This window comes from Mycobacterium sp. NGS22 (assembly GCF_059813095.1).
The window spans coordinates 154314-177961 of sequence record NZ_JCALDY010000005.1 but is presented as its reverse complement, the minus strand read 5'-3'; the positions used below and the strand labels follow the sequence as shown (position 1 = coordinate 177961).

Here is a 23648-nt window from a genome sequence, read left to right as displayed (position 1 = left end):
CGCACTGAATCACCGAATTTCCCACGAGCGCGGGCCTCGCGACTTACGCTCAGATTGAATTCATAGTTTGTCGCGGGGAGGTCAGCGCCGTGTCATTTGTGGTCACCACGCCGGACTGGGTAACGACGGCGGCCGGAAGTCTGGCGAATCTCGGCTCGACGCTGCAGGATGCGGCGGCCGTCGCCGCCGTCCCCACCACCACAGTCGCGGCGGCGGCCGCGGACGAGGTGTCGGCCGCGATCTCGGAGCTGTTCGGGGTCTTCGGGCGAGAATTCCAAGGCGTCAATAGCCAGGCCGCGGCATTCCACGCCGAGTTCGTGCGCCTCCTCGGCGCCGGTTCGGCGGCATACGTGAGCGCCGAGATCGCCAATGCCGGACAGGCTTTGGCAAGCGCTCTCCCCAGCGCTGCCCCGGCCGTTCCGGGCGGCGCCTACGGCGAGCTGGTGGTCAATACGGCCACCAATTTGCAGGCCCTCGGCGGCGCATGGGCCGCTGATCCGTTCCCGTTCGCCCGGCAGTTCCTTGCCAACCAGCAGGGTTACGCGCTGCAGATCGCCACGGCTGTTGCCAACTTCCCTGCCACACTGCCGCAGTTGCCGGCCGCCATAGAAGCGGCCGTTCAGCAGTTCTTGTCCTTCAACCCCGCGGCCTTCGCGCAGCAGTTCATCACCGTCCAGACCGGCTTCGCCCAGACGTTTGTGACGTCGGCGATCAACGGAACCGTCGGGTTGATGACCGGGCTGCCGACCTTCGCGACGGGTCTGCAGACGGCTTTCCAGACTTTGCTGACCGGCAACTACACCGGCGCGGTCTCTGATTTCGGGCGGGCAGGCCTAGGGCTGTTGGTCACTGGGATCGATCCCGGCACTGTGATCTTCGGTGGTACTGGGGTAACTCCTTTGCCGCCTTCGATTAACGTGACCGCCACTTTGAATCCCAGGGTGTTAGGTCCGTTGGGTGACCTCTTCGCCATCATGAACATTCCAGGACAGGAGGCGCAGTACTTCACCAATCTGATACCGCCGTCGATCCCCCGGCAGATTGCGCAGAACTTCACCAATGTTATCGATACCTTGACTGTTCCGAGCATTTCGGCATTCGCCACACTGGACGCACATCTTCTGCCTACCCCTGCGGTTAGCGCGTCACTGAGCACCTTCTTCGGGCTGCCCTTGGTCGCAACCTACGCGGCAGCGGGCGCTCCATTAGCAACGCTCAATGCGATAGCCGAGAGCGCGGAGACTTTCGGGCAAGCGCTGGCGACGGGGAACTATCTCGGTGCGGCGGCCACGCTGTTCGATGCGCCCGCCGTAGCGTTGAACGGCTTCCTCAACGGCAATGTCCCCATCGATACGACGATCAACCTTCCGGTGCCGGTAGTTGGCGATGTCGGACTCGTGCTGCACTTGCCGTCCGACGGGCTCCTCGTTCCTCCGCATCCGGTCACCGCGACCATCAATGTGCCGGCCATCAATGTGCCGGCCATCGTGGTGATTCCGCCACAGTCGATTCCCGTCACCATCCTGGGCACGCCGTTCTCCGGCCTGATCCCGCTCCTGGTGAACTACGCACCGCAGCAACTCGCCGCGGCCATCAGGCCCACCTAGAGAATCGCCACCGACACCACGATGCCCAGCGCGAACTGCGCCGCGGCCACCATGAGCGCCTCGTAGCTGAACTCGTCGGCGTAAAACAACGCATGCATGTCGATGCCGATCACCAGCGCGGCGATCCGCATCATCACCACCTGCGCCGTGATACCGATCAGCCCGAAGACCGCCGAGGCCAGCAGCCCTCCCGCCAGATTCCCCGACGACGAGTAGATGGCCACCACCACGATGAAGGCCATGCTGACCATGCCGGCCGCCGACACGATGATCGCGTTCGGCTTGCCGGCGTTGACCATCTTGCGCAGCGGGCCCGGGGTGGTCAGGTCGATGGCGTAGAACCCGACGACCATCAGCACCAAGCCGAGGATCGAGTAGAGGATGATTGCCGCAGCGCCACTGCCCAGCCAGCTCCAATAGTCCGAATGCGGCAGCGCCACAACGGTTTTCGTCATCGGTTCTCTCCGTTCACTTCAGCGGGATGCGATGCGGGACGAAGGCGGCGCCGTCGTCGGTGATGAGTCCGGCGGTCTCCCGGATACCAAGACCCGCCGACGTGTCGCCCACTATCCACGCGCCCAAAGCGGGCCGCATGTCGTCGAATTCCGGTAGCGGGTCCAACAATTGGTAGACGAAGCCCTCTTCGCCGTAGAAACCGCCGGTGGCGGTTTCCATCCCGGCGCCGACGATCGTGACGTTGGCGCCCTCCCGGCCCAGCTTGGGCTTGCGCACGTATTCGGTCAGTTCATGCGGATCGTCGAGGTAGGCGGGCAGCAAGTTCGGATGCCCGGGGTACATCTCCCAGAGCACGGCCAGGATCGCCTTGTTCGACAGCAGTGTCTTCCACAGCGGTTCGATCCACATCGTCTGCGGCAGGCCGGCCGCCACGTGCTTGCCGAACTGGTCCTCGAGCACCCATTCCCACGGATGCAGTTTGAACATCGCCCGGATCGGGTCCTCTTCCAGATCGACGAACCGTTCCAGCGCGGAGTCCCAGCCCACGTCCTCGATCAGTAGCCCGACGGTGTGAAATCCCGCCTCGGCCGCCGTCTCCTGCATGTAAGTAGTAGTGATCTGATCCTCGCCAGTCGCTTCGACCCCGGACCACGCGAAGTGTAATTCGTTGCTGGGCAACAGGTCACGGACCACCTTCCAGCGGTCCACCAGTTGTTCGTGCAGTGAGTTCCACTGATCGTCTTCCGCGAACTTGTCTTTCAGCCAATACCACTGCACGATCGCGGCTTCCAGCAGGGTGGTCGGCGTATCGGCGTTGTACTCCAGCAACACCGCGGGCCGTCGCCCGTCGTAGCGTAAGTCGAAGCGCCCGTAGACATGTGGATCGGAGCGGCGCCAGGACTCGGCGATGTGCGGCCAACTCCATTCCGGCAGACCGAAATCGGCGTACCGCTCCATGAGCACCACCTGCTCGACGGCGTTCAGGCACATCGAATGCAGCAACTCGACGTCGGCTTCCAGCGCCAGGATCTCGTCCATCTCGAACTCGTAGTACACCGACTCGTCCCAGTAGGGCCGGTCGGCGCCGCTGGCGTCACGCGCCGGTGTGCCGTACACGAGTCCTTGCGATTCGACGATCGACTGCCAATTGGGCCGCGGCTGTGTCCTGCCGCGTTTCACGAGCCGCCGCTCCCGCCCTTGCCGCCGCTGCCGCCGATGCCGCCGCGCTGAATAGTGCTGCCCGACTTGGTGGTCACCGTCGCGCCCTTGGGGATGGTGGTGGTGCCGCCGGACGGCCGTTGACCGACCGATCCCGAACTGCCGTAGTAGTAGCGGTAGGAGTGCCCGCCCCAGATGAAGAAGCCGTTCAAGCCCGGTGTGTGACCCGTGCAGTAGCTGTCGGGGACGATCACCGGCTGACCGTTCGGGTCATCCCGAACGCACTGGGCGGTCACGTGGCTCGGCGTCAGCAACCAGTACCCGACTCCCGCCACCAGCCCCACCACGCCGACCGCGGCGGCGGAGCCCATCAGGATGCGTTTCTGCCGCTTGCGCTTGGCTTCGGCCGCCAGCCGCGCCTCTTCGGCTTCGCGTTGCTGGTCCTCGTACTTCTGCCGGGCACGCAACTCGGCCGGGGTCGGAGGGCGGGGCTTCGTGGTGGCGGCGTCCTGAAACTGGATGCTGCCCAACGGTTTCGGCTTGGACGGGGCATCCGGCGGACGGGGCGACGGCGGCCTACCCGGTTCGGGACGGTTCGCTCCGAACGTGCTCTTGCGGGGTCCGCTCGGCGGGACCGGCGGAGTCGGTGGGGTGTTCGGCAACAGCTTGGGTGGTATCGGAGGTTTGGCCGGGTCCCGCGACTCGATCTTCCCGTGCGGTAGCAGCTTGGGAGGCGTCTCCGGCTTGGGCTGGTCGGTCCCGCCGGTTCCGGACCCACGGCCCTCGGGCTCACCGCCGTCCGGCGGGTCTGGTTCTGACCCCACTAGCTGCCCTCCGGTCCCGGAAACGCGAACACGCGGGCAGTCTCCCACACCGGACCGGAAATAATCCTCAAGACCACCAACGCTCCAGCACGCGGGCGACGCCGTCGTCGCTGTTGCGGGCCGTGACCTCGTCGGCGGCGGCAAGCGCTTCCGGGTGCGCGTTACCCATCGCGACCCCCAGGCCGGCCCGTACCAGCATCGGGATGTCGTTGGGCATGTCACCGAAGGCGACGGCGTCCGCGACGTCGATTCCCAGCGGTTCGGCGACCTCGCGCAGTCCGGTGGCCTTGCTGATGCCGCGCGGCACCACCTCGAGCAGACCGTTGTTGGTCGAATACGTCAGGTCGCCCTCGTCGCCGATCTGCCCGGCGAGCGCCGCAGCCATGTCCGCGCTGCGTGCGCCGGCCTTGCGGATCAACAGCTTGATCGCAGGCGCGCTCAGCAGATCCTCGATGGACACCTCGGTGTTGTCGGGGTTGAGCCACGCATGCTCGTAGCCCGGTGAGCTGACGAACTGCGGGGTGGCCGTGTCATGCGCGCGTTCCCCGATCCGCTCGACGGCCAGTCCCGCCCCCGGCAGGACCCGTCGGGTGATGTCGGCCAGCGCGGCCAACGCATCCACCGACAGCGTGCGCGCCGACACCACCCGGTCGTGTTCGGGATCGTAGATGACGGCGCCGTTGGCGCAGACCGCCATCGGTGCGAAGCCCAGGGCGTCGACGACCGGCCTGACCCAGCGCGGCGGGCGGCCGGTGGCCAGCACGAAGCGGGCGCCGCCGGCGACGGCGGCCAGCACGGCGGCGCGGGTACGCGGGGTGAGGGTCTCGTCCTCGTCGAACAGCGTGCCGTCGACGTCGCATCCGATGAGTGCGGGAGGTGTCGACGAAGAAATCCGTTGCGAATTCGGTTGCGGGGACGCGTTGTTACGGTCGGCCGGAGTCGTCAGCGCGGTCCGCCTTCTTTCGTTTCTTCGCGTCCACACCCTGTTGCGCACGCTTTTGCGCTCGCTCGGCCAGTTCGGCGACCCGGAACTCCTTGGACTCGTCCGGGGTTGGCGCACTGCCGCCCAGCCGGCGCGGCACCCAGTACTCGCCTTCAGGGTGCGGGTACTCCTCCTGCACCCAATAGAGCATCGACTCCATCGCCTGGCGCAGCGTGGCGTTGTATTCGTCGACGGTGCCCGTCGGCCACAACGGCGGACCGATTGCCGCGGTGATCGGAACCTTGCTGCGCACCAGCTTTTTCGGGTGGTCCTTCGGCCAGATGCGGTGTGCGCCCCAGACAATCATCGGGATGATGGGCACGTTGGCCTCCATCGCCATTCGCGCCGCCCCGGTCTTGAAGGGCCGCAATTCGAAACTGCGGCTGATGGTCGCCTCGGGGTGCACCCCGACGAGTTCGCCCTCGCGCAGGCGTTGCACCGCCACCGAGTACGCCTCGGCCCCCTGGGAACGGTCCACCGGGATCAGCTGGATGTGCTTGATCACGTAGTTGACCGCTTTCACCTCCGCCATCTCGGCTTTGATCATGAACCGCAGCCGCCGCTTTCGTTCCTTGGCGGCCAGCGACGCGGGAATCCAGTCGACGTAGCTGGTGTGATTGAGGGCGACGATCGCCCCGCCGCGCTCGGGGATGTTCTCCAGGCCGTAGTAAGTGATCTTGTTGCCATTCAGCGCCATGGCCGACGGCACGAGATACTCCAAAAACCGGAAGACTGGCTCAGCCACTTTTTGACCTCCTGCCCTACCGAATACGTTAGCTATTTTCGGCCGGCGGCTCTCGCCGCACTCTCGTCGGCGTCCATTTGCGCGGCCTCCTCCAACGTCGGCGCCGCGCCGCCCAACCGCCGCGGCACCCAATTTTCGCCAGTTGGATGAGAATAGTTCCGTTGCACCTGGTGCAACAGCGAAGTCATCGTCTCGTGTAGCAGTTCGTTCGTCCGTGCGACGTCCTGGACGGCGCGCAATGGCGGACCTATCGCCACGGTGATCGGCACCTTATTGCGACCCAACTGCCTGGGCAGGCCCTTGGTCCAGATGCGCTGGGACCCCCAGACGATGATCGGGACGATCGGGACGTCGGCTTCCACGGCCATCCGAGCGGCGCCCGTCTTGAAGTCTTTGAGCTCGAAACTGCGGCTGATTGTCGCCTCCGGGAAAACCGCGACTGCCTCGCCCTCCCGCAATCGCTCGACAGCAACCGCGTAGGCGCCGGCGCCGGCGCTGCGATCGACCGGAATGGCCCGGTTGTGCTTCATCATGAAGCCGACGATCTTGACCTTCTGCAATTCGACCTTGACCATCGGCCGCACGCGCCGGCCGCCCGGCCGTCGAAAAGCCAACGCGGCCAGTGCCCAGTCGATAAAGCTCGTGTGGTTGATCGCGACGACGCAGCCGCCCTGATCGGGAACGTTCTCGTCGCCCAGATAAGTGACTCGGCTACCGGTGATTCGCAGAAACGTCCTCGCTACGAACTCGCTGGCACGGTAAACGGGTTCGGCCACGGGTCAATGCTCCGAAGGACCGGCGGCACGCTCGGCACGGCGGGCGGCCTTCACGGCCGCTTCCTCGGCGTCCAGGCGGGCCGCGTCGGCCATCGACGGTGCGCCTCCACCGAGCCGGTGCGGCACCCAGAACTCACCCGCGGGATGCGGTCCGTATTGCTCCTGCGCCCGGATCAGCAGGTGCTGCATCCGGGAATGCAACAGGGCGGTCAGTTCTGCGGTGGGCAGCGTGGGCTGGATGGGTTCGCCGACGATCACCTGGATCGGCACCTTGGGGCGGAACAGCTTCTTCGGGTGGTCCTTGGTCCAGATCCGCTGGGCGCCCCAGATGACGTGCGGGACGATCGGCACGCCGGCCTCCACCGCCATCCGCGCCGCCCCGGACTTGAACTCCTTGATCTCGAAACTGCGGCTGATGGTCGCCTCGGGGTAGACACCGACCAGTTCACCGGCCTTGAGGTTCTCCACGGCCGCGGCGTAGGAAGCCGCACCGCTCTCCCGGTCCACCGGGATGTGGCGGAAGGCGCGCATCAGCGGACCGGTGAATTTGTGGTCGAAGACTTCCTGTTTGGCCATGAACCGCACCTTGCGGCCCAGACCCTGCCGGTATGCGGGTAGACCGGCCAGGGTGAAGTCCAGGTATCCGGTGTGGTTGATGGCGACGACGGCGCCGCCGCTGGTCGGTAAGTTCTCGACGCCCGTCACGGTGATCTTGAGACCCTGTATCCGAAATACCAGGCGGGCGAGCGTAATGGCGGTGCCATATGCCGGTTCCACAGCAATTCAGCCTAGTGCTCCCGGCGGCTGCGGCGAGACCCCGGCCCGTGACTCAAGCTAAGCTCGAGGCTGCAATCGCAGTCAGCTGAGAGGTATTTGTGCAGGTCACAAGCGTCGGGCATGCCGGCTTCCTGATCCAGACCCGGGCAGGGCGCATCCTGTGCGACCCCTGGGTCAACCCGGCGTACTTCGGATCCTGGTTCCCTTTCCCAGACAACACCGGCCTGGACTGGGACGCCCTCGGCGACTGCGACTACCTATACGTCTCGCACCTGCACAAAGACCACTTCGACGCCAAGCTGCTCACCGCCCACGTCAACAAGGACGCGGTGGTCCTGCTGCCCGACTTCCCGGTGCCGGACCTGCGCAACGAACTCGAGAAACTAGGGTTCCACCGGTTCTTCGAGACCACCGACTCCGTCCAGCACCGGCTGTCCGGGCCCAAGGGCGACCTCGAGATCATGGTCATCGCGCTGCGGGCCCCCGCCGACGGACCCATCGGCGATTCGGCGTTGGTGGTTTCCGACGGGGAGACCACGGTGTTCAACATGAACGACGCCCGTCCGGTCGATCTGGACGTGCTGGCCGCCGACTTCGGCGACATCGACGTGCATCTGCTGCAGTATTCGGGCGCGATCTGGTACCCGATGGTCTACGACATGCCGGCGCGCGCCAAGGAGGCATTCGGCACCCAGAAGCGCCAGCGGCAGATGGACCGCGCCCGCCAGTACATCGCACAGGTGGGCGCCACGTGGGTGGTGCCGTCGGCCGGGCCGCCGTGCTTTCTGGACCCCGAGCTGCGTCACCTCAACGACGACCATGGCGATCCGGCCAACATCTTTCCCGACCAGATGGTGTTCCTCGACCAGATGCGCCGCCACGGTCACGAAGGCGGCCTGCTGATGATCCCTGGATCGACGGCGGATTTCACCGGCTCGAGGCTCAATTCGCTGACTCATCCGGTGCCCACCGAAGAGGTCGAGGCGATCTTCACCACCGGCAAGGCGGCCTACATCGCCGACTTCGCCGAGCGTATGGCGCCGGTGTTGGCTGCCGAGAAGGCCCGTTGGGCACCGGCCACCGGCGAGCCGCTGCTGGAGCCGCTGCGCGCGTTGTTCGAGCCGATCATGTTGGCGAGCAACGAAATCTGCGACGGCATCGGATATCCGGTGGAACTGGTCATCGGTCCCGAGACGGTGATCCTCGACTTTCCGAAACGCGCGGTGCGCGAACGCATTCCCGACGAGAAGGTGCGCTACGGGTTCGCCATCCAACCGGAGTTGGTGCGGACCGTGCTGCGCGATGAGGAACCGGACTGGGTCAACACAATCTTCTTGTCCACCCGGTTCAAAGCGTGGCGCGTCGGCGGTTACAACGAATACCTGTACACGTTCTTCAAGTGCCTGACCGACGAGCGGATCGCGTACGCCGACGGCTGGTTCGCCGAGTCGCATGACGACACCGCGTCGATCACCATGGACGGCTGGGAGATTCAGCGCCGGTGCCCGCACCTCAAGGCCGATTTGTCCAAATTCGGTGTGATCGAGGGCGATACGCTGACGTGCAACCTGCACGGTTGGCAGTGGCGGCTGCAGGACGGTCGCTGCCTGACCACTCGGGGGCACGAGTTGCGGAGCGGAAAAGCATGAGCAGCACGACGGACTGGTGCTATGACGACGGCGTGGTCCAGTTGGATCGGATGGCGATCACGTTGCGGCGCTACCACTTTCCGTCCGGTACGGCCAAAGTGATCGGGTTGGACCAGATTCGCGAGTACAAGGCCGAGGCGCTTGGCTTGTTCACCGTCCGGTTCAACCTGTGGGGCAGCCCGGATTTCCGGCGCTGGCTGCCGTTGGACCTCTACCGGCCGCTGAAGTCGACGCTGGTCACTCTCGACATACCGGGATCCAAGCCGGCGTTCACCCCCGCGCGCCCGGACGAGTTCTTGGCCTGCCTGGAGGAGTTGTTGGGTCAGCGCGGCTAACCGAACGTGTTGGTACTGCGAATTTCCGGCTGTTTTTTCGCAACTGGAACACGCTCGGCGAAAGATCAGCGATCGGCCAGTGCGGCCTGGCCGGCGTTGTAGCCGGGGGTGAACGTGATCCCGGGTCCGCCGTGGCAACCAGCGCTCCCCAGGTACAGTCCTTCGACCGGGATCGGCTGGCCGATATAGCCTTTGGGGCCGGGCCTGTTCTGTCCGACCTGGTCGGAGTGCAGCAGCCCGTGGCAGTAGTCGCCGCCGGGCGCCCCGAACATCACGCCCATGTGTTTGGGCGTGAACGTGGTGTGCCGGATGATGCTGCGCTCGAAATTGGGTGCCAGGCGGGTGATCTTGTCGATCACCCGCTGACCCATCTCGACCTTGGCCTGACCGTAGCGACCTTCTTCTTGCAACCCGCCCTCGATCGGGAAGAACAGCGCGAACGCCGACGCGGCGTGCTTGCCTTCGGGCGCCAGGTCCGGGTCGTGCACGGACGGGATCTGCAACACCAGGGTCGGGTCGGCCGGGACGATGCCGCGCCGGCAGTCCTCCCATTGCTGCTGAACTTCCTCGGGTGTGCAGAAGATTCCGATCGAGGCTTGCAGAGTGGGGTCGTTGAGTGCCTCGTAGGGTGCGGCGAACTGCGGTGGCTCGTCCAGCGCGAAGTGCATCTGCAGGTAGCTGCCGCGATGGTCGATGCGTGCGTACCGCTCGCGGATATCGGCGGGCAGCAGCGCGGGATCGATCAGGTCGTTGACTGTGACGTCAGGGGCGATCGCCGAGACGACGATCGGGGCGAAAAGGGTGTCCCCCGCCTCGGTGCGTACGCCACGGACCCGGCCGTCGGCGACGAGGATCTCGCTCACCTTGGACCGCAACCGGACTTCCCCGCCGTTCCCCTCCAACACGTGTGCCAAATGTGCGGTGAGCGCGCCGATGCCGCCGCGCAGTTTCTTCATCTGGACGAAGTCACCCTCGGGGATGCCGAGACCGAAGGCCAGCGCGGCGGCGCTGCCCGGTGTGGACGGCCCGCGATACAGGGTGTTCACCGCGAGCATGGTCATCGACCCGCGGATGGCGCCGTGCTTCTCCCGGTCCGGAAAATAGCGGTCGAGCACCTCGGTGACCGAACCGAACAGCATGTCGTCGATCGCCGACCGCTCGAATTCGTTGGTGGCACAGGCGTACATCTCGTCGAAGGTCTTGGGCACGGTGCCGGCCTCGAAGCGCCCCAATGCTCGCGTCGGCGCCTGTGCCCACATCAGCAGTCCACCCATGCCGGCGACGGCGTCGGCGCCGTGCACCTCGTTGAGATGGGCGAACATCTTCATCGGATCGGAGTATTGGACGAGCGGGTCGTCGCCGACGCCGCGCAGCGCGACCGACATCACCTCCAGGTCGACTGTCGGCAGCTCGTCCAGGCCCAGCTCGCTGATCACCTCCGCCGAGGTCGGAAACTGCACCGAGCCGGCGATCTCGAATTGATAGCCGTCGAACAGCTCGACGGTCGAGGCCATGCCGCCCGCGTAGAGCTTGCCGTCCAGACAGAGGGTGCGCAGCCCGGCTCTTTGCAGCAGCACCGCGGCGGTCAGGCCGTTGTGCCCGGCTCCGATGACGATCGCGTCGTATGTGGTTTCAGAATCAGCCATGCCGACCTCCCGGCATGGAGGCTGGCACGCCCCCAAAGTTTTGTCAATTATGACGAAACTTCAGCCGGCGGCCCAGGTGTCGGTGATGCCGGCCCGCAACGACTCGAGCGCCAGTTGACTCACCCTGGCCAGCTCCCCGAGCGAGCGGTCGGCACCGAGCATCCAGGCTTCCATCGCCCCGAACACCGCGGCGGCGATGCAGCGGGCGGTCACCGTCATGCGCAGCCGGGCGTCGGGCTCTTCGGTACTTCGGCCGCGCCGCTGCAACTGCACCTGGATGGCGTCGGCGAAATCGGCCTGGACGTCCTGGATGTGCCGGACGATCCGGCCCGGGTCGATCTCGCCGCCCCGCAACGCGGCGATCTTCGTCACCGCTTCCACGTCGTACGGGAACGCGAAGATGGCCGCTTGGACCGAGTCGATGACGGCTTCGTCGACGGGCCTGGCCTCCAGCGCAGCGCGGAACCAGTTCAGCCCGGTGTAGTCCGCGAACAGCAGGTCATGCTTGGAACCGAAGTGCCGGTAGAAGGTCCGCAGCGAAACGCCGGCGTCGGCGGCGATCTGTTCGGCCGTCGTGTCCGCCACGCCCTGGGCCAGAAAGCGCACCACCGCCGCCTGGCGCAGTGCGTCGCGGGTGCGTTCACTGCGCGCGGTCTGCGCGGGTCGGACCATCTGGGTAACCTACCTTCAGCATTTGTTTTGACAATATTGACAAAACTTCTGGCCCGGGGTGAGACTGCGCCCATGGTCTCGCTCATCGTGCACGCTGTCCTGGGTATCGCAGTCATCTGCTGGATCGTCAAGTCGAATCCGGCGGTCTACGCACGGCCCGTCGACGGCCCGCTGTTCTCCCCACTGGAACTGATGTACTACGGGGTCGGTATCGCCTCGATCGCGCTGGGCTGGTATTTCAACTTCCGCTTCGTGCAGGGGTACGCCCCGCACGGGGTCAGCGGGACGCACAACCCGATCTGGGGTCCCGGGAGTTGGACGCAGTACATCCAGTTGATGTTCGTCAACCCGGCGGCGGGTTCGGCGGGGCAGGACTACACGATCGCCAATGTCATTCTGCTGCCGCTGTTTTCGATCGTCGACGGTTACCGACGCGGCCTCAAACGCCCGTGGCTGTATTTCGTCAGCAGCCTGTTCACCAGCTTCGCGTTCGCGTTCGCGTTCTATTTCGCCACGATCGAGCGCCAGCATCGGCACGAGCGGGCCGGCGCGAAGGTGGCTGTCTAGGCGCTGAGTTCGTCGCCGAAGTACCCGGCGTCGCGCGGCAGCGGCGTCGTGTCGCGGCGGCCCGGCGCCGGACGGTGATGGCAGACCCGATTGCCGCCGCCCCGTTTGGCGGTGTACATCGCGGCATCCGCTGCCGAGATCAGTTCGACCAGCAGGTCGTCGTCGGCTGGATCGCGGCCGCTGCAATAGACGCTGGCGGTGCCCACACTTGCGGTCAGCATGAACGGCAGCGCCGCTACGGCGTCGCAGATGGCCTGCGACCGGCGCTGCACTTCGGTGGGGAGCCAGATGTCGGCGATCACGAATTCTTCCCCGCCGACCCGGCCGATGACGGCGGTGTCGTCGGTGTTCTCCTGCAACGCGCGCGCCACCGCCATCAGCGCGTCGTCTCCCACGCTGTGCCCGTACCGGTCGTTGAGTTGCTTGAAGCGGTCCAGGTCGATCACCGTCACCACCAGGTGCGCGGGCGCGGAGGCATCCCGCCACAAGTCGCGCCGCGCCCGCCGATAGAACGCGCGCCGGTTGAGCAGCCCGGTGAGTTGGTCGCGCTCGGCCCGCACGGCATCGGTTCCCAGCGTGTGCACCACCGCCTGGATGCCGAACGGCACCGCCAGGTTCAGCGTCAACAGCAACGCGTATCCACACAGTGCGGCCATCGGGTTGTACAGCGCGGCCATCCGGACGACTTCGAACGCCCCTACCGCCGCCGTGACGAGGAAGTTGTAGGCCATCAACCGGGCCGGGTGGAACATCGCCGTGTAGGTAGCCATCGTCGCGAACGCCGTGCACGTCAGCAAGCCGGCGGTGGGGTGGCTTTGGGACAGCGCGGCCAGCGCGATGCTGACATCGGAGAGCACCACGAACCGGATGGCCTGCGCACGGGTGGGCCAGCGCAGCGCCCACATGACTGCGCCCAGGGCGGCGCCGGCGCCCGCGGCAACGGCGCAGGCGACCTGCACGGGCCCTCGGGGTCCGGTCGGCGTCCAGATCGTCGCCACGGCGATCAGCGCCAGGGATGCGGCAATCGTGGTGATCGTGGTCCGGGTCAGGACCTCCATACCTCGGGTGCGCAGGTGGGAACTCAGCTGCTCGTAGTGGTCGGACTGCCGCCACCAACGCGCGAGCCAACTCATCGCCTACTCCCAATTCCCCCAAATCCCCTTGCGGGGGCAGATCTCAGGAAAACAGCTGCGCGACAAATTGTCTAGTTGAGCGAACTATTAGCTGGCGGGTTCGATCAGCTCGGTCCCGACGAACGGCACCAGCGCCGCGGGAACCCGGACGCTGCCGTCGGGAAGCTGGTGGTTCTCCAGGATCGACACCAGCCACCGCGTGGTGGCCAGTGTGCCGTTGAGCGTCGCCGCGATCTGCGGCTTGCCACCCGCGTCCCGGTACCGGGTGGCCAGCCGGCGGGCCTGGAACGTCGTGCAATTCGACGTCGAGGTCAGCTCCCGATAGGTGCCCTGGGTCGGCACCCACGCCTCGCAGTCGAATTTGCGGGCGGCCGACGAGCCCAGGTCGCCGGCGGCCACGTCGATCACCCGGTACGGCACCTCGATGTGCGCCAGCATCTCGCGCTGCCAGCCCAGCAGCCGCTGATGCTCGGCCTCGGCCTCCTCGGGCCGGCAATAGACGAAACCTTCGACCTTGTCGAACTGATGCACCCGGATGATGCCGCGGGTGTCCTTGCCGTAGCTGCCGGCCTCCCGACGGAAGCACGACGACCAGCCCGCGTACCGCAACGGGCCGGCGGACAGGTCCAGGATCTCGTCGCAGTGGTAACCGGCCAACGGCACTTCCGAGGTCCCGACGAGATAGAGGTCGTCGGCCTCGAGCCGGTACACCTCGTCGGCGTGGGCGCCCAGGAAGCCGGTGCCACTCATCACCTCGGGACGTACCAGGACCGGCGGGATCATCGGGATGAAGCCGTTCTCGACGGCCACCCGCAACCCCAGTTGCAGTAGCCCCAGTTGCAGAAGCGCGCCGCGGCCGGTCAGGAAATAGAACCGGGACCCGGAGACCTTGGCCCCGCGCTGCATGTCGATCAGGCCCAGCGACTCGCCCAGTTCCAGGTGATCCTTCGGACGATCCAGCTGGGGTGGTTCCCCGACGACGTCGAGGACGGCGAAGTCTGCCTCGCCACCGGCCGGAACGCCGTCGATGATCACATTCGAGATCGACATGTGCGCCGCGGTGAAGGCCGACTCGGCGGCCGCTTGCTCGGCCTCGGCGGCTTTGACCTGTTCGGCGAGGTCCTTGGCGCGCTGCAGGAGTGCCGGCCGCTCCTGCGCCGACGCCTTGCCCACGGATTTGCTGGCGGCCTTCTGCTCGGCGCGCAGCGAGTCTGCGGCCGAGATCGCCGCCCGCCGCGCCGCGTCGGCGTCCGCCAGGGCGTCCACCAGGGCCGGGTCTTCGCCGCGGCTGAGTTGGGAACGTCGAACGGCGTCGGGGTCTTCCCGGAGCAGCTTCAGGTCGATCACGGCCGCAAGACTACTTTCGTCACGGCGGCCGGTTCGTCCTGGTCTCACAACTGCAACATTCGTAACAGCACCCGCGCGGCCCTGTCAGAATGGAGCCGATGTTGGATCTGCGAAAGAAACCACCCGCGGTCACGGACGAGGTGGACGAGGTCGACGAGGTCGACGAGGCTTCGGCGGACGAGCCGGACGCGATTGTCACCGACCGGGCGCCGGAGCCCCCGGACGGGTTTCGGTGGCCGCGCGGCCTGCAGCCCTCCGCCACCAGACGGGCGCTGTTGCTGACCGCTCTCGGTGGCCTGCTGATCGCCGGGCTGGTGACCGCACTGCCCACCATCGGCACCGGATCGGGACGCCTGGTCGGCTATCTCGACAGCGACCCGGTGCCCAGCACGGGATCCAAGAGCAGCGGCGCCTTCAGCCGCGCCACCAGCGGAGATTGTCTGAACTGGCCGGACGGCACACCGGAATCCGCCACCGTCGTCAACTGCGCCGAGGACCACCGGTTCGAGGTCGCCGAGGCGGTGGATCTGCGCACCTTCCCGGGTTCGGAATACGGCCCGAACGCCGCTCCCCCGTCGCCGACCCGGATTCAGCAGATCAACACCGAGCAGTGTGAACCCGCCGTGCGCCGCTATCTCGGCACCAAGTTCGACCCCAACAGCAAGTTCACCGTCAGCATGCTGTGGTCGGGTGACCGGGCGTGGCGTCAGGGCGGCGAACGCCGCATGTTGTGCGGTCTGCAGTTGCCCGGGCCCAACAACCTGCAGGTCGCGTTCAAGGGCAAGGTCGCCGAAATCGACCAGTCCAAGGTTTGGCCGGCCGGCACCTGCCTGGGCATCGACTCGGTCACCAATCAGCCGGTCGACGTCCCCGTCGACTGCACCGCACCGCACGCCATGGAAGTCACCGGCACCGTCAACCTCGCCGAGAAGTTTCCGACCGGCATGCCCGCCGAGGCCGAGCAGGACGGGTTCATCAAGGACGCGTGCACCCGGATGACCGACGCCTACCTGGCCCCGGTCAAGTTGCGGACCACGACCTTGACCCTGATCTACCCCACGGTGTCGCTGCCCAGCTGGGCGGCCGGCAGCCGCGAAGTCGCCTGCAGCATCGGCGCGACGCTGGGCAACGGCGGCTGGGCGACGTTGCTCAACAGCGCCAAGGGCCCGCTGTTGATCAACGGTCAACCGCCGGTACCGCCGCCCGACATCCCCCAGGAGCGGCTCACCCTTCCGCAGGTTCCGGTCCAGGTGCCCACTCAGCCGCCGGCGGCGCCGACCCAGCAGCAACAGACCCCCAGCGCCCCGCCGGGTAATCAGCACCTGCCCAACCAACAGCCGGTGGTGACACCGACCCGGGCGCCGTCCTCGCCCGCCTCCCAAGCGCCACCGGCCCAGGCTCCCCCGGCCCAGGCTCCCCCGGCCGATGGCGGCGCGCCGCCGCCGCAGGCACCGGACGTCCCGGCACCCGCCGAGCCGCCGCCACCGAGCTAGCCACGTGCCCGTCCGGATGGACCCGCAGCGGTTCGACGAACTGGTCTCCGATGCGCTCGACCTGATTCCCGAACAGTTGACGGCGGCCATGGACAACGTCGTGATACTGGTCGCCGACCGCCATCCGCAGGACGACGATCTGCTCGGCCTCTACGAGGGAATTGCGCTGACCGAACGCGACTCCGACTACGCCGGCGCGCTGCCGGACGCGATCACCATCTACCGCGAAGCGCTGCTGGATGTCTGTGAATCCGACAACGAGGTCGTCGAACAGGTGGCGATCACCGTCGTCCACGAAATCGCCCACCACTTCGGGATCGACGACGACCGGCTCGACGAGTTGGGCTGGGGCTGAAGTTTTCGCCCTGAATCCGCGGGGGATCCCGCATTTGTCGGCGCCTGGTGTTATGAACGAGTTATGAGCGCAGGCTGCCGCGACTGCCGGGCAAACTTGGACCATTGCCATGGCACTTTGATCATTCATTCCCTGAGCCGCCCGGAATGCACCGACACCGACTGTGCGATCCCCGAGCTGTTCACGCACGTTTTCGTCATCGACTGCGATGCGGTCGGGTGCGCGTGCTCGCAGCAGTCCGACGAGGGCAGATCAGCCCATTGGATCGGTGCCTGACGAGGTGCTGGTCTGGAGGGCGTCCTGCACCGGCGTCGCGGCAGGTTCCGGGTAGAACGGCGGGGTCAGCGCGCCCCACTGCACGCAGCTCCAGCGCCCGTCGGTGATCGGGGTCAACACCACCGATTCGGCGTTGTTCAGCGGGTTGTCCAGCACGAAGGTGCCGTCCACGCCGGCCAGCACCGCCGAGGCCAGCCGGATCGCCGCCCCGTGGCTGACCACGACGATGTCGCCGTCCCAGGCGTCGTCGTCCAGGTACCGCATCCGCAGGTCGGTGAGCACGGGTACGTAGCGGTCCAGGACGTCGTCGGCGGTTTCGCCGCCGGGCAATGGAACGTTTCGCTCGCCGAGGTGCCACCGCTTGTAGACCGCGGTGAACTCGGCCACCGCTTCGTCGTCGTTGCGGTTCTCCAGCTCACCCACTTGGACCTCGTGGATGCCGGACAGCTCCACGGTCGCAAGGTCGAGTTCCCCGCCGATCACCGCCGCCGTTTCCGATGCCCGGATGGCCACCGAATGCGCCAGGATGCCGGGCTTGCGAGGCGTGCCCAAGCCCTCGTGCGCGAATGCCCGGGCCTGATCGCGGCCCAACGGCGTCAGTGCCGCTCCCGGCGGCAGAGTGTCCAGCCTGCGCTCGACATTGCCGAAGGACTGTCCGTGGCGCAGTAACACCAACCGGCCACCCATCGCTATGCCTCCCCCCGTCCGTCCCGCAACCGCTCCAGCCAGCTCGTCGACTCGTCCGACGACGGCGGCAGCACCCCCGCTGCCTGGCCGGTCGGCCAGGAACCCAGATAACGCACGTCGGCACAACGACGGTGCAGCGCCTTGAGTGCCTCGGCGACGGCGTCGTCGTCGAGGTGGCCGACGCAATCGACGAAGAACATGTAGGTGCCCAGTCCGGTACGGGTGGGCCGGGATTCGATGCGGGTCAGATCGATTCCGCGGATGCCGAACTCGGTGAGTGCCATCAGCAGCGCGCCGGGCGCGTTCTCGATCCGCAGCACGGCCGACGTCCGGTCGGCTCCGGTGCGGGCGGGCGGCGGGCCGGGTGGTCCGATCAAGACGAACCGGGTCCGTGCGTTGGACTCGTCGACAACCCCCTCGGCCAACGCCGGCAGCGAATAGTGCGCGGCCGCCAACGGCGACGTGACCGCCGCATCCACCCGGCCCTCGGCGACCTGACGGGCGGCGTCGGCGTTGGAATACGCGGGGCACAGCTCGACGCCGGGCAGATGCGCGTTGAGCCACTGGCGCACCTGCGCGGCGGCCACCGGGAAGGCCGCCAGGGTGCGTACGTCGGCGGCGGTCAGGCCGGACCTGACGACGATGGTGAAGGCGACGTCCAGCGTCGTCTCGGCGAACACCTGCAGCGGCGATCCGATGGCCAGACTGTCCAGGGTGGGTGCCAGCGACCCGTCGATCGAGTTCTCGATCGGTACGCAGGCGAAGTCAGCGGCGCCGGTGCGCACCGCGTCCAGAGCCGCGGATGTGCTGTCTACCGGCATTCCCGCCACGTCACGGTGCTCGGGGACCAACCCGGCATCGGCGATCTGCAGCAGCGCTGCCTCGGTGAACGTCCCTTCCGGTCCGAGGTAAGCGATGCGGGCCACAGCCACAACCCTAACGGCGCGCCGCCCGGGAGTATCGGCTCTTGCGACTTACCCGACCCTAAGTTACGTTAGCCTTACCTAAAAATAGGAGGTAACGGTGCTACCGGTCACAAACCCTACGCCGACGACGGCTGAGCGCATTCGCAGCGCCTGCGTGCGCGCCGGCGGCGCCCTGCTGGCGGTCGAGGGCGCGGATCCGGTGGCCACGGCTGTGCACCACCTGCTTTACGACGGCACCTTCGCGGTCGCGGTTCCCAACGGCACGGCCGGCTGTGACGACGGTTGTGGGTCGCAGGCGCTGCTGGAACTGACCGACTATGCGCCGTTGCCGGTACGCGAACCGGTCCGGTCCCTGGTCTGGGTGCGCGGCCGCCTGCACCGGGTTCCACCTGGGGCGGTGACCAAGCTGCTGGACCTGATCGCCACCGAGAACCCCAACCCGGCGCTGCTGCAGGTCGATACGCCCCGGTCGGGGCCACCTTGTGCCGCCGAGACGCGGTACACCTTGCTGCGGCTGGAAATCGACTCCGTGGTGGTCACCGACGCCACCGGAGCCGAGCCGGTCAGCGTCGACGACCTGCTCGCCGCGCGACCCGACCCGTTCTGTGAGATCGAATCGACGCTCCTGTGGCACCTGGCCACGGCGCACGACGACGTCGTCGCGCGCTTGGTGTCCCGACTACCCGCGCCGCTACGGCGCGGCCACATCCGGCCACTCGGTCTGGACCGCTACGGCGTGCGGTTTCGGATCGAGGGCAACGACGGCGACCACGACATCAGGCTGCCGTTCCACAAGCCGGTCGACGACATGAACGGGCTCAGCCAAGCCATTCGCGTCCTGATGGGCTGCCCCTTCGTCAACGGCCTGCGCGCCCGCCGGTAGCGCCCCAGCCGGCTACCCGGCGCGAGACCGGCCGCGTAAATTGTCCGGGTGAACGGCGATCGATCACCGCAGCGCCCGCACTTTCGCGGTCCCGCCAGACCGGCCCCGCCGGAACCCTCGCAGGTGATTCGCCGCCAGAGCAGCCCGGGACCCATGCCACCGCGCCCGGCAGCACCGACGTCCCCTCCCCCGCTTCCTCGCTTACCACGCCCGCGCCGCAGACGTCGCCGGCTTCGGACGTTCGCGCTGAGTCTGCTGGTCCTCGTGTTGCTGGCCACCGCCGGCATGCTGGGACTCACCTTGTGGTTCGACTCGGCGGTGCACCGCGCGACGGTGCTCACCGACTATCCCGGCCGACCGGGTCCGGGCCGCGGCACCAACTGGCTGCTGGTGGGCTCCGACAGCCGTCAGGACCTGTCCGCCGAACAGCAGCAGGACCTGGCCACCGGCGGCGACGTCGGCTCCGGCCGCACCGACACGATCATGCTGGTGCACGTGTCCGGTCTCGGGTCCGGTGGGCCCGCAACGCTGGTCTCCATCCCGCGTGATTCCTACGTGCCCATCCCGGGCCACGGCCGGGACAAGATCAACGCCGCGTTCGTGCTGGGTGGGGCTCCGTTGCTGGCGCAGACGGTCGAGCAAGCCACCGGCCTGCATCTGGACCACTACGCCGAAGTCGGCTTCGCCGGATTCGCGGTGCTGGTCGACGCGCTGGGCGGCGTGCGGGTGTGCCCCGCCGAGGCGATCCACGACCCGTTGGCCGGCCTCGACCTGCCCGCCGGTTGCCAGCAGCTCAACGGTCGCAGCGCCCTGGGCTACGTCCGGTCCCGGGCTACGCCGCGGGCGGATCTGGACAGGATGATCCACCAGCGGCAGTTCATGTCGGCGCTGCTGGAGCGCGCAGCCAGCCCAGCGGTGTGGCTGAATCCGTGGCGCTGGTATTCGGTTCCGCGTGCCGCCGCCGGGGCCCTGACGGTGGACCGCGGCGACCACGCGTGGGACCTGGCGCGGCTCGGCTGGTCGCTGCACGGCCGCGCCACTGCCATGACCGTGCCGATCGGCGAGTTCACCGACAGCGGCTCCGGTGCGGTCGTGGTGTGGAATCACGACGCGGCGAGTGCTTTGTTCGACGCCCTGGCCGCCGACGCGCCGGTGCCGGTGGCCGCGCTGGACAGCCAACCCTGACGCACATTTTTCGGCATATCAATTAGGCAAAGCTCGCCTATCTGAGCATGACTTAATTGCGGACAATCGCTTAGGAAGACCTTTCCTGACTAAGCACATCCTTCGTTGCCGGTGGCCTTCTAGCTGGACTAACCTGCTTTACATGACGGATTATGACGGTCCCAGGACCAAATTCCACGCATTAATGCAGGAGCAGATTTTCAACGAATTCACCGCCGCGCAGCAATACGTCGCAATTGCGGTCTATTTCGACAGCGAAGACCTCCCGCAATTGGCGAAGCACTTTTACGCGCAGGCGGTCGAGGAACGGAATCACGCGATGATGCTCGTCCAGCATCTGCTCGATCGCGACCTGCGGGTGGAGATCCCGCGGGTGGATGCCGTGCGCAACCAGTTCGACCGGCCCCGTGAGGCGCTGGCGCTGGCCCTCGATCAGGAACGTGCCGTCACCGACCAGGTCAGCCGGTTGACTGCGGCGGCGCGCGACGAGGGCGATCACCTGGGCGAGCAGTTCATGCAGTGGTTCCTGAAGGAACAGATCGAAGAGGTGGCGCTGATGTCCACGCTGGTGCGGGTCGCCGACCGGGCCGGAGCCAACCTCTTCGAACTCGAGACCTTCGTCGCCCGCGAGGTGTCCAAGGCGCCGGCGGGGCCGGATGCGCCGCACGCCGCAGGCGGTCACCTGGCGAGCGGCTAGCCGCTCTTCTCGTTCGTGTCCTCCAACCACGCCTTGGTGCGGCCGGGGTGGTTGGTGGCGATCCAGGCCACCCCTACCTCCCGGCAGAAATCGACGTCGGCGTGTTCGTCGACCGTCCAGCAGTACACCGACCGGCCCTGAGCGGCGGATCGGTCGACCAGTTGCGGATAGTCGCGCAACGCGGCAAGCGAGGGTCCCACCGCGGTCGCGCCCACGGCGGTGGCGGCGCTGCTGCTCAAGTAGCGACCGGTCTTACCGAGCAGCACGGTCGGAAGCATCGGCGCGGCACGCCGGATCCGCCACACCGCGGCGGCCGAGAAGGACATGACGACCGCCCGGGACCGGTCCGCGGACGGCGGCGCGGCGATGCCGAAGCGGTGCAGCAACGCCAGCAGCTTGTTCTCCACCAACGAGCCGTAGCGCACCGGATGCTTGGTCTCGATGAAGATCTTGACCGGACGGTTCCAATCCAGCACCAATGCGACCAGGGCGTCCAGCGTCAGCAGGCTGGTGTCCCCGTGCGCGCCGTCCGGGCGCCAGCTGTCGTGCCAGGAGCCGTAGTCCAGCTCACGCAACTCGGCCAACGTCGCGGTGCTGACCGGCCCCTCTCCGGAGGAGGTGCGATCCAGCCGGCGGTCGTGCACACAGACCAGGTGGCCGTCGCGGGTCAACCGCACGTCGCATTCGACCCCGTCAGCACCCTGTTTGAGAGCTTGGTCGTAGGCGGCCAGCGTGTGCTCGGGACGGACGAACGACGCACCGCGGTGGGCCACCACGAAGGGGTGCCCGGCGAGGACCTCGTCCGCCCGCGTCATATGCCTATGCTGCCGGTTCCTGTCCCTCCGGCTCAACCGCAGCGGCAGGCACGGACCTGTTCGGCTGATCCGGCTCGACGACGAGCCAGCGGTGGGCGGGCCGCTCGACCGGCTTGCGCTCGAAACCTTCGAAGACCCGCGCGACCGCACCGACGGTGACCGCCGCCACCAGGTACCCGAGCACCACCATGAGGTTGTTGTTCGCGATGCCCTGCGCGTCGCTGGCCAGGGAGGTTGCGATCGCGAACAGCGACACCGCATAGCTGACGACCCAGGCGAGCCACCAGATGGTGATCGGCTTGCGCAGCCGCTCGTAAGTGTCCTCGACCAGAGCGAGTTCGATGACGTACACGGGTGCCATCACCAGGTTGGCGAACGGCAGCAGGCATCCAGCCCACAATCGCCGGGGCGGACGATGCTCGGGTATCCCGTGATGGGTGAAAGCGGCCGCGCGCCGCGCGATCAGCCACTTGACCAGCACCACGAAGCAGCCCAGCATCGCCGCCAGGACGGCCACGCTGGCGGCGATACCCAGCCAATCCGCCGCGCCGGCCAGCAGCGAGTTCAGCAGCGCGTCTCGGTTGTACATCAGCAGTCCGTAGCGCACCGCGTACATCAGCGCCGCGGCGGCCAGCACCAGCTGAGTGGCGAACATCAGGGCACGCACCAACTCGGGGGTGGGCCCTGTCTTCGCGGGCGCGTCCGCTGATGCGGGAGCCAGTTCGGGCACCCGGTCCACCAGGCCCCACCGAGGTATCGCGGCGTAGCGGGGGGTCGGGCCGAGCGGTCGTCGGCCGCGGCGAATCGGCGGTGCGGCACCAGGACGGACCGCTATCCAGCGGAATCCCGGCGGGAGGCGGGGCGCCACGCGCGGAGCGACGGGAGCGGCGGGCGGCCGTGGTGCGCCCCACTGGGAACTTGCTGGTGGTGACGTGTCGGGAAGCGGTGCCATCAGCGCGCCTCGGCAGCGCGGGCACCACATGCGCTGCCTGTCGCGCACATTCCACCGAGTGCCGCACTGGGAGCACACCTGAATCACCGCACCAGACTAACCGCGGTGGAACACCCGGACGCCCCGGCACGTGACGTAGACCACAGCTACCAATACCTATCCACAATTTCCACAGGTTTATCCACACCAGTGGTGAGTGGCGGAGACAGCCTCTATCGGCCCGATCGGGCGGCGACTGTGGATAACATTGCGGTAACAAAGCGCGCCATCGACAGCCCAGAGCGCACCCCGAGCGAAATGCATTGCAGCGCTAACAAAGCTGCGTACCCCGTTTCGGGCCGATCGAAACCGGCGGCAACGACCCGATTTCGGGTGCCGAAGCCGCCTGGTTTTCCACGCTGCGCGCCAGGCGTTATGATCGCGAACACAACCTCGGATGTGACTCACCTCACTCGCGGGTATCGAGGACCATCTGGGGGCTGGAGTGAACGTGCAGGTGGAGGGGGTCTGATGGCCACACACTCGTTCGGCCCGGGCTCGACCCCGTCGAACTCCTATAACGGATCGGCCGCCTGGAGCCACGCGTATGTCGTCGCGGGGCTGCGCGCCGGTCTGATCGCGCTGGCGCTGTTGGCCGTGCTGGCACTCATCGCGCTGTCCTGAATCCGGTTACCGGGTCGTCCTTGCGGCCTAGGCGGTCTTAGA

At 67.0% G+C, this 23648-nt stretch carries 25 protein-coding genes and 1 pseudogene; 11 read left to right on the top strand and 15 right to left on the bottom strand.

The annotated features are described in order from the left end of the window. The first annotated feature begins 89 nt into the window (after positions 1-89). A complete protein-coding gene (locus tag AC5Y47_RS06540; RefSeq protein WP_499943096.1) occupies positions 90-1607 on the top strand; it encodes a PE family protein in 1518 nt (505 codons plus the stop codon). Here AC5Y47_RS06540 and AC5Y47_RS06535 read toward each other — a convergent pair. From AC5Y47_RS06535 to AC5Y47_RS06505, 7 genes are all read right to left on the bottom strand, one after another. Next, positions 1604-2062: a DUF350 domain-containing protein gene (locus AC5Y47_RS06535; RefSeq protein WP_499943095.1), complete on the bottom strand. Its 459-nt coding sequence runs from the start codon at positions 2060-2062 to the stop codon at positions 1604-1606. The genes AC5Y47_RS06540 and AC5Y47_RS06535 overlap by 4 nt on opposite strands. Positions 2063-2075: 13 nt before the next feature. Then, the gene (locus AC5Y47_RS06530; RefSeq protein ID WP_499943094.1) at positions 2076-3242 is read right to left on the bottom strand and encodes a glutathionylspermidine synthase family protein; all 1167 of its coding nucleotides are present in this window, start codon (positions 3240-3242) and stop codon (positions 2076-2078) included. Beyond that, positions 3239-4045: a hypothetical protein gene (locus tag AC5Y47_RS06525; protein WP_499943093.1), complete on the bottom strand. Its 807-nt coding sequence runs from the start codon at positions 4043-4045 to the stop codon at positions 3239-3241. Before AC5Y47_RS06525 ends, AC5Y47_RS06530 begins: the two co-directional genes overlap by 4 nt. Before the next feature lie 67 nt (positions 4046-4112). Further along, a complete protein-coding gene (locus AC5Y47_RS06520; RefSeq protein ID WP_499943172.1) occupies positions 4113-4937 on the bottom strand; it encodes an HAD family hydrolase in 825 nt (274 codons plus the stop codon). A 31-nt stretch (positions 4938-4968) separates the two neighbouring features. Then, complete coding sequence (locus AC5Y47_RS06515) at positions 4969-5772, bottom strand: lysophospholipid acyltransferase family protein (RefSeq protein ID WP_499943092.1); 804 nt, start codon at positions 5770-5772, stop codon at positions 4969-4971. 32 nt (positions 5773-5804) lie between these two features. Continuing rightward, positions 5805-6548 carry a lysophospholipid acyltransferase family protein gene (locus AC5Y47_RS06510; RefSeq protein ID WP_499943091.1) on the bottom strand — a complete coding sequence of 248 codons (744 nt, stop codon included), beginning with the start codon at positions 6546-6548 and terminating at the stop codon, positions 5805-5807. Positions 6549-6551: 3 nt separating this feature from the next. Then, a complete protein-coding gene (locus tag AC5Y47_RS06505) occupies positions 6552-7325 on the bottom strand; it encodes a lysophospholipid acyltransferase family protein (protein ID WP_499943090.1) in 774 nt (257 codons plus the stop codon). Positions 7326-7423: 98 nt separating this feature from the next. Here AC5Y47_RS06505 and AC5Y47_RS06500 point away from each other — a divergent pair, with 98 nt between their 5' ends. Then, on the top strand, positions 7424-8974 hold the full coding sequence (locus tag AC5Y47_RS06500; protein ID WP_499943089.1) for a Rieske 2Fe-2S domain-containing protein: 1551 nt from the start codon (positions 7424-7426) through the stop codon (positions 8972-8974). Beyond that, positions 8971-9309 (top strand): hypothetical protein, encoded by a 339-nt coding sequence (locus AC5Y47_RS06495; protein ID WP_499943088.1) that lies wholly within the window; start codon positions 8971-8973, stop codon positions 9307-9309. The genes AC5Y47_RS06500 and AC5Y47_RS06495 overlap by 4 nt, the downstream gene beginning before the upstream one ends. 65 nt (positions 9310-9374) lie before the next feature. On the opposite strand, the gene AC5Y47_RS06490 is transcribed toward AC5Y47_RS06495, so the two are convergent. After that, entirely contained in the window at positions 9375-10955 is a 1581-nt protein-coding gene (locus AC5Y47_RS06490; protein WP_499943087.1) for a phytoene desaturase family protein, read from the bottom strand. A gap of 60 nt (positions 10956-11015) precedes the next feature. Further along, positions 11016-11627: a TetR/AcrR family transcriptional regulator gene (locus AC5Y47_RS06485; protein WP_499943086.1), complete on the bottom strand. Its 612-nt coding sequence runs from the start codon at positions 11625-11627 to the stop codon at positions 11016-11018. 72 nt (positions 11628-11699) lie between these two features. Here AC5Y47_RS06485 and AC5Y47_RS06480 point away from each other — a divergent pair, with 72 nt between their 5' ends. Beyond that, positions 11700-12194 carry a DUF2834 domain-containing protein gene (locus AC5Y47_RS06480; protein ID WP_499943085.1) on the top strand — a complete coding sequence of 165 codons (495 nt, stop codon included), beginning with the start codon at positions 11700-11702 and terminating at the stop codon, positions 12192-12194. Here AC5Y47_RS06480 and AC5Y47_RS06475 read toward each other — a convergent pair. Beyond that, positions 12191-13327, bottom strand: a complete 1137-nt coding sequence (locus AC5Y47_RS06475) for a GGDEF domain-containing protein (RefSeq protein ID WP_499943084.1) — start codon at positions 13325-13327, stop codon at positions 12191-12193. The two genes, AC5Y47_RS06480 and AC5Y47_RS06475, sit on opposite strands and share 4 nt — an antisense overlap. Positions 13328-13414: 87 nt before the next feature. Beyond that, positions 13415-14674 carry a serine--tRNA ligase gene (serS, locus tag AC5Y47_RS06470; protein ID WP_499943083.1) on the bottom strand — a complete coding sequence of 420 codons (1260 nt, stop codon included), beginning with the start codon at positions 14672-14674 and terminating at the stop codon, positions 13415-13417. A gap of 89 nt (positions 14675-14763) precedes the next feature. On the opposite strand from serS, the gene AC5Y47_RS06465 reads away from it, so the two are divergent. The 3 genes and pseudogenes from AC5Y47_RS06465 to AC5Y47_RS06455 all read left to right on the top strand — a co-directional run bounded on the left by AC5Y47_RS06465 (position 14764) and on the right by AC5Y47_RS06455 (position 16798). Beyond that, positions 14764-16167, top strand: coding sequence for a septum formation family protein (locus AC5Y47_RS06465; RefSeq protein ID WP_499943082.1), 1404 nt, complete (start codon positions 14764-14766; stop codon positions 16165-16167). A 4-nt stretch (positions 16168-16171) separates the two neighbouring features. Next, positions 16172-16589: pseudogene (locus tag AC5Y47_RS06460) on the top strand (metallopeptidase family protein). Further along, entirely contained in the window at positions 16586-16798 is a 213-nt protein-coding gene (locus tag AC5Y47_RS06455; protein ID WP_499943081.1) for a hypothetical protein, read from the top strand. The pseudogene AC5Y47_RS06460 and the gene AC5Y47_RS06455 overlap by 4 nt, the downstream one beginning before the upstream one ends. Here the strand turns inward: AC5Y47_RS06455 and AC5Y47_RS06450 are convergent. After that, positions 16775-17485 carry a histidine phosphatase family protein gene (locus tag AC5Y47_RS06450; protein ID WP_499943080.1) on the bottom strand — a complete coding sequence of 237 codons (711 nt, stop codon included), beginning with the start codon at positions 17483-17485 and terminating at the stop codon, positions 16775-16777. The genes AC5Y47_RS06455 and AC5Y47_RS06450 overlap by 24 nt on opposite strands. A 2-nt stretch (positions 17486-17487) precedes the next feature. Continuing rightward, the gene (pheA, locus tag AC5Y47_RS06445) at positions 17488-18411 is read right to left on the bottom strand and encodes a prephenate dehydratase (protein ID WP_499943079.1); all 924 of its coding nucleotides are present in this window, start codon (positions 18409-18411) and stop codon (positions 17488-17490) included. A gap of 97 nt (positions 18412-18508) precedes the next feature. Between pheA and AC5Y47_RS06440 the strand changes: the two genes are divergently transcribed. The 3 genes from AC5Y47_RS06440 (at position 18509) to AC5Y47_RS06430 (ending at position 21176) form a co-directional block, all read left to right on the top strand. Beyond that, positions 18509-19294 (top strand): DUF2470 domain-containing protein, encoded by a 786-nt coding sequence (locus AC5Y47_RS06440; RefSeq protein WP_499943078.1) that lies wholly within the window; start codon positions 18509-18511, stop codon positions 19292-19294. 48 nt (positions 19295-19342) lie between these two features. Continuing rightward, complete coding sequence (locus AC5Y47_RS06435) at positions 19343-20479, top strand: LCP family protein (RefSeq protein WP_499943077.1); 1137 nt, start codon at positions 19343-19345, stop codon at positions 20477-20479. A 142-nt stretch (positions 20480-20621) separates the two neighbouring features. Further along, a complete protein-coding gene (locus AC5Y47_RS06430; protein WP_499943076.1) occupies positions 20622-21176 on the top strand; it encodes a ferritin in 555 nt (184 codons plus the stop codon). On the opposite strand, the gene AC5Y47_RS06425 is transcribed toward AC5Y47_RS06430, so the two are convergent. Together AC5Y47_RS06425 and AC5Y47_RS06420 are read right to left on the bottom strand one after the other, a co-directional pair. Next, positions 21173-21991: a glycerophosphodiester phosphodiesterase gene (locus AC5Y47_RS06425; RefSeq protein WP_499943075.1), complete on the bottom strand. Its 819-nt coding sequence runs from the start codon at positions 21989-21991 to the stop codon at positions 21173-21175. The two genes, AC5Y47_RS06430 and AC5Y47_RS06425, sit on opposite strands and share 4 nt — an antisense overlap. Positions 21992-21995: 4 nt before the next feature. Then, positions 21996-23030: a DUF4328 domain-containing protein gene (locus tag AC5Y47_RS06420; protein WP_499943074.1), complete on the bottom strand. Its 1035-nt coding sequence runs from the start codon at positions 23028-23030 to the stop codon at positions 21996-21998. A 423-nt stretch (positions 23031-23453) separates the two neighbouring features. On the opposite strand from AC5Y47_RS06420, the gene AC5Y47_RS06415 reads away from it, so the two are divergent. Next, complete coding sequence (locus AC5Y47_RS06415; protein ID WP_499943073.1) at positions 23454-23606, top strand: hypothetical protein; 153 nt, start codon at positions 23454-23456, stop codon at positions 23604-23606. Positions 23607-23648: the final 42 nt, after the last annotated feature.

Bases quoted from the DNA above. Each gene is read 5' to 3' on its own strand.
- AC5Y47_RS06450 (WP_499943080.1), bottom strand. From the start codon at position 17,485: ATGGGTGGCCGGTTGGTGTTACTGCGCCACGGACAGTCCTTCGGCAAT.
- AC5Y47_RS06425 (WP_499943075.1), bottom strand. From the start codon at position 21,991: ATGACGCGGGCGGACGAGGTCCTCGCCGGGCACCCCTTCGTGGTGGCC.
- AC5Y47_RS06430 (WP_499943076.1), top strand. From the start codon at position 20,622: ATGACGGATTATGACGGTCCCAGGACCAAATTCCACGCATTAATGCAG.
- AC5Y47_RS06415 (WP_499943073.1), top strand. From the start codon at position 23,454: ATGGCCACACACTCGTTCGGCCCGGGCTCGACCCCGTCGAACTCCTAT.
- AC5Y47_RS06490 (WP_499943087.1), bottom strand. From the start codon at position 10,955: ATGGCTGATTCTGAAACCACATACGACGCGATCGTCATCGGAGCCGGG.
- AC5Y47_RS06480 (WP_499943085.1), top strand. From the start codon at position 11,700: ATGGTCTCGCTCATCGTGCACGCTGTCCTGGGTATCGCAGTCATCTGC.
- AC5Y47_RS06485 (WP_499943086.1), bottom strand. From the start codon at position 11,627: ATGGTCCGACCCGCGCAGACCGCGCGCAGTGAACGCACCCGCGACGCA.
- AC5Y47_RS06465 (WP_499943082.1), top strand. From the start codon at position 14,764: ATGGAGCCGATGTTGGATCTGCGAAAGAAACCACCCGCGGTCACGGAC.
- AC5Y47_RS06535 (WP_499943095.1), bottom strand. From the start codon at position 2,062: ATGACGAAAACCGTTGTGGCGCTGCCGCATTCGGACTATTGGAGCTGG.
- AC5Y47_RS06495 (WP_499943088.1), top strand. From the start codon at position 8,971: ATGAGCAGCACGACGGACTGGTGCTATGACGACGGCGTGGTCCAGTTG.
- AC5Y47_RS06475 (WP_499943084.1), bottom strand. From the start codon at position 13,327: ATGAGTTGGCTCGCGCGTTGGTGGCGGCAGTCCGACCACTACGAGCAG.
- AC5Y47_RS06455 (WP_499943081.1), top strand. From the start codon at position 16,586: ATGAGCGCAGGCTGCCGCGACTGCCGGGCAAACTTGGACCATTGCCAT.